At 51.1% G+C, this 7,897-nt stretch carries 5 protein-coding genes and 1 pseudogene; 1 reads left to right on the forward strand and 5 read right to left on the reverse strand.

What is annotated here, in order from left to right; genetic code table 11:
* Position 1: 1 nt before the first annotated feature.
* Positions 2-835, reverse strand: a complete 834-nt coding sequence (gene ttcA / locus VB741_RS20810) for a tRNA 2-thiocytidine(32) synthetase TtcA (protein WP_323367127.1) — start codon at positions 833-835, stop codon at positions 2-4.
* Positions 836-1,081: 246 nt separating this feature from the next.
* Between ttcA and glmS the strand changes: the two genes are divergently transcribed.
* On the forward strand, positions 1,082-2,980 hold the full coding sequence (glmS, locus tag VB741_RS20815) for a glutamine--fructose-6-phosphate transaminase (isomerizing) (protein ID WP_323367128.1): 1,899 nt from the start codon (positions 1,082-1,084) through the stop codon (positions 2,978-2,980).
* A gap of 69 nt (positions 2,981-3,049) precedes the next feature.
* Here the strand turns inward: glmS and VB741_RS20820 are convergent, their stop codons facing one another.
* The 4 genes and pseudogenes from VB741_RS20820 to VB741_RS20835 all read right to left on the reverse strand — a co-directional run.
* Entirely contained in the window at positions 3,050-5,017 is a 1,968-nt protein-coding gene (locus VB741_RS20820; protein WP_323367129.1) for a CHASE2 domain-containing protein, read from the reverse strand.
* Positions 5,018-5,103: 86 nt separating this feature from the next.
* Positions 5,104-5,952 carry a FecR family protein gene (locus VB741_RS20825; RefSeq protein WP_323367130.1) on the reverse strand — a complete coding sequence of 283 codons (849 nt, stop codon included), beginning with the start codon at positions 5,950-5,952 and terminating at the stop codon, positions 5,104-5,106.
* 207 nt (positions 5,953-6,159) lie between these two features.
* The gene (locus VB741_RS20830; protein ID WP_323367131.1) at positions 6,160-6,990 is read right to left on the reverse strand and encodes a FecR family protein; all 831 of its coding nucleotides are present in this window, start codon (positions 6,988-6,990) and stop codon (positions 6,160-6,162) included.
* A 434-nt stretch (positions 6,991-7,424) separates the two neighbouring features.
* A pseudogene (locus VB741_RS20835) lies at positions 7,425-7,897 on the reverse strand (ISKra4 family transposase); the annotation flags it as partial.

The following is a 7,897-nucleotide window of genomic DNA, read 5'->3' on the forward strand; positions in this document are numbered from 1 at the left end:
CTCAAAGCGAAGGGACCGTACCTGCGGGTGCAGTTCCTTCGCTTTTTTCACTGGTCAAGTTCTGAAAATCGAACAAATCCCGGTCGGCCAGCTGGGACGGCGACACGTTTTGAATACTGCGAAACAGGCTTTCAGTCCGCCCCGGAAACTCCGTTTCCCACTGTTGCAACATCTGTTTGATATTCCCACGCTGCAGATTTTCTTGGGAGCCGCAGAGGTTGCAGGGAATGATGGGAAAGTCGCGATAGCGGGCGTAGCGAATAATATCATTCTCTGGGCAGTAGGCCAGGGGCCGAATGACAATATGTTCGCCGTTATCTGTCCGTAGCTTGGGCGGCATGGCCTTGAGCCGTCCGCCATGGAACATATTCAAAAATAGGGTTTCCACGATGTCATCGCGGTGATGCCCCAGGGCTATTTTGGTCGCTCCTTCTTCCCTAGCCACCCGATAGAGAATCCCCCGTCGGAGTCGAGAACATAAGCCACACATCGTTTTCCCTTCGGGGATAATCCGGGTCACGGTACTGTAGGTGTCCTCCTCCACAATACGGTAGGGTACGCCGACGGATGCCAGGTAGTCCGGCAATATATGCTCTGGAAAATCAGGCTGCTTTTGATCCAGGTTGACCGCTAGTAGCTCAAATTTGACGGGGGAACTCCGCTGTAGCGACATCAATAGGGACAGCAGGGTGTAGGAGTCCTTACCCCCCGACAGGCACACCATCACCTTGTCCCCTGTTTCGATCATGGCGTAGTCGTAAATCGCTTTACCGACTAGGCCCCGAAGATGCGCTTCCAGTTTCTTTGCAGTTTTTGAGGGTAAGGTGGCGACCATAGAGATGGCTAAAGGAGAGGAGCTTTGATATTTTACGCTATCTCCCCGTCTGGCCCATGCCCTGCGACGTATATTAGGAGCCTAAGTAACCTGTGCTTCATCAAGTAAAACGTGCCTGTGATATTAGTTAGCAGGTATTACTGGCCACAGGCCCCTAGGCAACGACTATAAAAAATCGTATTAATGTTGGTGGATGCTAAGGATCAGCAACGCCCCGAATTAATACCCCTTGAAGGAGACATCATAATGTGCGGAATTGTCGGTTATATAGGCACTCGCGCCGCTAGCGACATCTTAATTGAAGGATTGCGCAAGCTGGAATATCGGGGCTATGATTCAGCCGGTGTGGCCACCATTAGCGAAGGCAAGCTCAACCGGGTGCGGGCCAAGGGGAAGCTACAAAACCTGCAGAACAAGCTGGACGGGTTGGCAGATCCCGCTCGCTTAGGCATTGGCCACACCCGCTGGGCCACCCATGGTAAACCCGAAGAACGGAATGCCCATCCCCACATCGATGGCAGTGGCCGGATCGCGGTGGTGCAAAATGGCATCGTCGAAAACTATCGGGAACTGCGGGAAGAGCTGATGGCCAAGGGCTATGAGTTTCATTCTGAAACCGATACGGAGGTGATTCCCCACCTGATTGCAGACTATTTGGCAAAGGGGGTGGAGGGTCCCCTGGAGCATGAATCCAAGCTGCTAGAAGCGGTCCGCCAAACGGTTCAGGATTTGGATGGGGCCTTTGCGCTGGCGATCATCAGTGCGGATTTTCCCGATGAGCTGATTGCGGTACGTCAACAGGCTCCGCTGGCGATTGGCTTCGGTCAGGGGGAGTTTTTCTGTGCATCAGATACACCGGCGATTGTGTCCCATACTCGGGCGGTTTTACCGTTGGAGAATGGTGAGTTGGCAATGCTCACACCCCTGGGGGTGGGGATTTACGATTTCACTGGCAGAAGGCTGAAGAAGCATCCCATTACCCTCAGCATTAGCCCCACCATGGTGGAAAAGCAGGGCTTTAAGCACTTCATGCTGAAGGAAATTTATGAACAGCCTGGGGTGGTGCGCACCTGTTTAGAAACTTACCTGACCAGTGGCTGGACGCCGGAAAGTGAGGGTTCTCCCATTAATCTGGGGCTGCCCCCTAGCCTGTTGGCGGACCTTAACCATATTCAAATCCTGGCCTGCGGTACTAGCTGGCACGCTAGTCTCGTCGGGAAGCACTTGCTGGAGCATTTGGCGGGTATTCCGACGGTGGTGCACTATGCTTCGGAGTTTCGCTATTCCCCCACGCCGATGATTGCCCATGCCCTAACCATTGGGGTGACCCAGTCGGGGGAAACGGCAGATACTCTGGCGGCGTTGGAAATGGAGCAAACTCGCCGGACAGAACAGGGTGGAGAAGCCCTTGCCCCTCGTATGTTGGGGATTACCAACCGACCTGAAAGTTCGTTGGGACGATTGATTCCGAATGTGGTGGCCACCCATGCCGGGATTGAAATTGGGGTGGCGGCGACGAAAACCTTTGTGGCTCAGCTGATGGCGTTCTACTTCCTGGCCCTAGAGTTGGCCTATCAGCGGCAGACGCTTTCTGGCCAACGGCTGGCTGAGATAATCGAGGGCATGCGCCAGTTGCCAAACCTTATGGAGCAGGTGATTGAGCAGCATGAAGGGGATACGGAAAAGCTGGCCCACAGCTTTACGGAAACCCAGGACTTTATCTTTATTGGTCGGGGGGTGAATTACCCCATTGCTTTGGAGGGGGCCTTAAAGCTGAAGGAAATCAGCTACATCCATGCGGAGGGGTATCCGGCTGGGGAGATGAAGCATGGGCCGATTGCGTTGTTGGATGCGAAGGTGCCGGTGGTTGCGATCGCAGTTCCCGGCTCCGTCTACGACAAGGTCCTTTCCAATGCCCAAGAAGCCAAAGCCCGCGACGCCCAGCTGATCGGTGTGGCCCCAGCCAATGACCCCGAAGCCGAGCATACTTTCGACACTCTGCTGTCAGTACCCACGGTGGATGAGCTCCTGTCTCCCATGCTAACGGTGCTGCCCCTGCAGCTACTGTCGTATCACATTGCCGCCCGACGCGGTCTCGACGTAGACCAGCCCCGTAACTTGGCAAAGTCCGTCACTGTCGAATAGGTCACACCCATAGGTCACAAGGGTTTTAGCGCTCATCGATGGTGTGAACGATGGGCGCAAAGCTATAGATTAACGGTCTTCTGATGGTTTGATACCACTCAGTGCATAAACAGTGGTGGTCGCCGTACGTCCCCGTAGCTGAATTTGGGCTTTTTCTGCACTAATGGTGCAGTGATCCGCCACATATTGATAGGTGGTCTCACTCATCAAAATTGGATAGGGAGAATTCTTAGTCAGAGTCTTCGTCATATCCTGCAATCGGGCGGCAATGTTGACCGTGTCACCAAAGAGAGAATAGTTCGCTCGGGTGCGGCTACCCACCGTACCTGCGACCAAGGCCCCCGTATGTAAGCCGACGCCAAATTTCACGGTGGGTAAGCCCTGGGCTTTAAATTCTTGATTTAAGTCTTTAAGCCTTTCCGCCATTGCCACACTGGCCTTGACTGCATTTAAGGCATCCTGTTGAATAGCGTCTTCCCCGATGCGAGCTACCGGAGCCCCAAAGGCCGCCATAATGGCATCCCCAATATACTTGTCCACCACACCACCATGATCCATGATGCATTCGGTCATGACTTCAAAGTAACGGTTGAGCCAAGATAGGAGGACCGCTGAAGGCAATATTTCAGTAATGGTTGTGAAGCCTCGAATATCGCTAAACAATAGGGTTGCCGTTAATTCTTGGGAGTGGATTTGGCCCTCAGTCAATAACTCATCCTTGTGTTGCCAAACAAAGTCAGCCATTTCTGGAGATAAGCTGATGGCAAACAGCTCCGTTAACGCCTGGCGTTCTCTTTGCTCTGCGATCTGAAACAGCAACAGCCCTAAAAATGTGGTACCCACGGGAGCTGCCATGGGGAGAACCAGACCGGCTCCTACAAAGCAACCGTAGATCACAGCAAACCAAGCCGGAATGAGCCCAACTATAAATAACAACCGCCCTCTAAGTTTTAACGGTCGGATCACCAAACTGCTACCGACACCACAGACGACGGTCAGGATTAAGGCCCAGCTATAGGGGAGCGATTTTAGAAAACGGTCATTGAGGAGATTATCCAGTAGGGCTGCATGGAGGTGAACGCCTGAGTCAGGAATTTTGCGGGAGAATGGCGTTTTAATCGGGTCTTCTATGTTCCCAACTACACCTGTTGCCGTATAGCCGACCAATATAATTTTGTTTTGCAGCTGCGCAAGGACATCATCATTGTTCATGACCTCCTGAAAAGACAAAATGGTCAAGCCAAGGGTATGATTGGCATCACTGGACTGGTCTGAAGTTATCGGTCCTGGCCAATTGATCCAGATAGGTTTATTTTGGTCAAACGCTTCTAGTCTTTCAAACTTCTCCACTCTTTGTGGAGGAACTGTAGGGGGATCTAATTCGGTGGTCAGTGAAGAGTTAATAGTACCCTCTAAACTAGTGTAGTACTGCCTTAGTAGGGCAATGGCCAAACTATCAAACACACCCTCGCTATGACGCTCGTAAAGAAACGCCCGGCGACTAATGCCATCGACATCGGTAATATGCTTCACATGACCAACCGAGAAAAAGCCCTCAGCAGGTTGGGTAATACTTTCAGTGACATCAATCATTTTTCCTTGGTTATCACCCCCAACTGCCAAGACAGCATACGGGTTATAGGTGAGAGCTTCGGCAAATGCTGCATCTTCTGGAGTAGCCTCAGGCATCAGAATGTCGAATCCTACGGCTGCAGGTTGAACAATTTCGAGCCGATACAATAATTCTGCGTAGAGATCACGACTCCATGGATAGCTGCCATACTCCTGCAAACTAGCATCATCAATCGCGATGACCACAATGTTATCGTCCCACCCTATGGGGTGAAATTGTTCGCGCGTGGAGAACAAACGAGTATAGACTCCTCGCTCCAGGGGACTCCAAGCCCCCAAAACTGTCAGGGCCACCCCCAGGCCAGCGGCGGCCAAGCCAGGGCCAAAAAACATATAGAGCCACTGCTGTCGTTGCGATCGCACAGCCCTACTCTTGCCCCTAAATTGGTTCAGCCACTGTCCCATAACCTACCTATCCAAACTATCTGTGCTGCTGAACCTAACATGCCAATCCCCGGCATCTACACCTCGCCGTAACTGCTCACGCCAAGTCATTCTACCCGAGGAAAAACCCTATGGATACGAGTTTCTCCCATGGGATTCTGAACCATGATTGACACTACACGGCGATAACGAACAGCAGAAATAATCTGATCAAAATAACCTGCTCGATCCACAGGAATCTGTTGATCGTTAACCCAAAGAAGATTAGCGGCGTCGACAAAGCCAGCCATATAAAATCCCTCCTCTCTCCATTCATAATCTTGCCATCGAATATCTAGCTCCCGATCCAGATCTTGGGCTTCGGTGGGGGCCGATCCAGGATAAATGATGGACACCTGGCCTGGATTGACGGCAACCCTTGAACCTTGAGCCCCTGCCTCCACCTGGCCTTCGAGGGCGGCCACATTGGTTTGTCCCTCCTGATTGACAGAGATCCCAAAGTTGGTACCCCTGACAGCGGCCACACCGCTGGGGGTACGCAACTCTAGGCGGGAATTTGGGTTGGTGAATTGTCGTACCTGGAATCTAACCTGACCTTGGGGCACATCTAAAACCGTTACGCGGCCACCGTCAGGCAGCACCGATAGCTGCTGAATGGTCATCTGAGTATTTTGGGCCACGGCCAAAGAGGCAATGCCATCATCTACGGCCAAATGGGCCGTGGAACTAGGCCCCGTGATCAGTCCATGACCGATTGAGGTGAGTTGATCGCCTACGCTTGCACGTTTACGTTGAGCTGTGATCGTAGTGACATCTCCAGAAATCCGCTGGATTTTCAACCAGCGTCTCAAATAGGCGTTAGCAAGTAATTCTTGAGGTCTCAGTAGACAGCCCAAAGTTGTTGCCACTGCCAGTGCCCCAAAATCCCTTCTATTTAATCGTTTGGCGTTTGCCATCAGACGCATATCCATAAATTTAATCGACCAGCCTTGCCTCTTGATTTTTCCCCAGATCCCAGTATGGACGTTTATCTGATGGGTGAAACTTTCAGAATTGACAGCTTTAGTATGTCAAGGGATACCACGTATGATTTCTTTCAACCGTCTCCACGTCCGGAAGGGTCTTACCATGGGAAAAACGATAGGTTGCCACTTGGACGGGATTTACAAATCAAAATCATGGACAATCCATCGAAACAAACGGTGGTCGCGGGTCTCTCCCATGGGATTTTGCACGGTGGCGATCACTCGATGGGTGGACTTTGACAAGGGAAAATCCGATTTAAAGTAGCCATGACGATCAACGGAGATTTCGTTTTCTGCCACCAACAAACTATTAGCTGAGTCAATTTTGCCCTCAACATAGAGTCTGTTGCCCCTCCACTCAAACAGATTCCATTGAATCTCCAAGGTGCGATCTAAAGGCCGAGCAGGGGTGGGGGCCTCACCTGGATGAATAATTGAGACCATGCCAGGTGCCACAGGTACTTTAACGGATTGGGCACTGGCCTCTACTTTACCTTCTAGGGTGGCAATCCCCGTTTTCCCATTTTCCGATACGGACACCCCAAATACGGTTCCCCTAACGGCAGCTACACCGCTGGGCGTATGCAGTTCTAAACGAGAGCTAGGGTTAGTAAACGTCGGTACCTGCACCCGCGCTTGCCCCCGTGGCACATCGAGCACGGTCACATGTCCCCCTCTTGACGAGACGGAGAGTTGCTGAATAGTCATTTGGGTATTTTGTGCGACGGATACTGAGCCACTACCCCCGTCAATGGCCAAATTTGCACTGGAGCGGTGGCCCGTGATAAGACCGTGTCCCGAAGCCGTGAGTTGGTCTCCCACTTGTGTTCTTCTCTGTTGTCCGTTGACGGTTGTTACCGTACCCGAGGTGCGTCGCACATGTAATGCCCGTCTGACTGCAGACTCCGCTTCAAAGGTGGAGGCTAAGGAAAGACCGAACGTTGTTACGGCTAGCAGAGAACTCAGCACAAGACGACCTGATAACTTTGACCGTTTTGGGAGACACGTTTTCATTATGTTACAAAGCATTTTCTAATAACGATAAGCAGGCAAGAAGCGTAGGTTAAGCTGGCAGACTCAGTAGTTTTTTATACAGCGGCCCTAAGGCTGGTTAATCCGGAAGTAACGTTGATGTCCAATCTTCTTCACGATATATATTCCTTTTAAGGTTGATGGGCTAACCTTTCCAGGATTTCGATTGTCACAACAATAACTCAGCCAAAAGACTATGTTTACTCAGGCATTTGGCTCTTGCATAGATCGCATGGTGCCCACAGGCAACAACAGCAACAACATAAGTAGTTCCTAAAACCCTTCGGGGCCAAACGTTATGTACGACGCAACCCGAACAATGCCGCTGAGGGTGCATCTCACTTTTGCGATGAGTATTATTACTCATTTTGCTAAGAAAGTGAGGATACCGTCGAAAATTGCCCATTCAAATAGGCACAACGGTGTCGTAACACTTGAGGTATATTCTTCGCCTCCCACTGAGCGCCCGTTAGTTTGACTCGGGCTGCTATCTGCTTGATACCTGATTCAATCGCACCAGAGCCAATCGATATCCCTTCTAACTGATAATACTCATAGTTGACGATGCGATGTTGATGCTTTCTCAAGTAAGCCACGAATGCTTGGGCATGAGCATCAGAACAGTCTTCAAACTGAGCGAGCACCGTTTTTACTTTACCTTCCCACAGTAAGTCTTTGATGCTATCCAATCGTTCTGGGGAACTCTCTACTTTCGCTAAATTTTCCATCAAATGGTACCAATCGAGAATCTCTCGACGTTGGTCCTCATGGCCAATCTCAGCAATTATATTCCAGATGCCATCATGCCCGTCACCTAAGCAAGTCAGTGTCGCCGCTAGCGGTT

The sequence above is a fragment of the Leptothoe sp. PORK10 BA2 genome (assembly GCF_034932105.1).
In the GTDB taxonomy this organism is placed as follows: Bacteria; Cyanobacteriota; Cyanobacteriia; order Phormidesmidales; family Phormidesmidaceae; genus Leptothoe.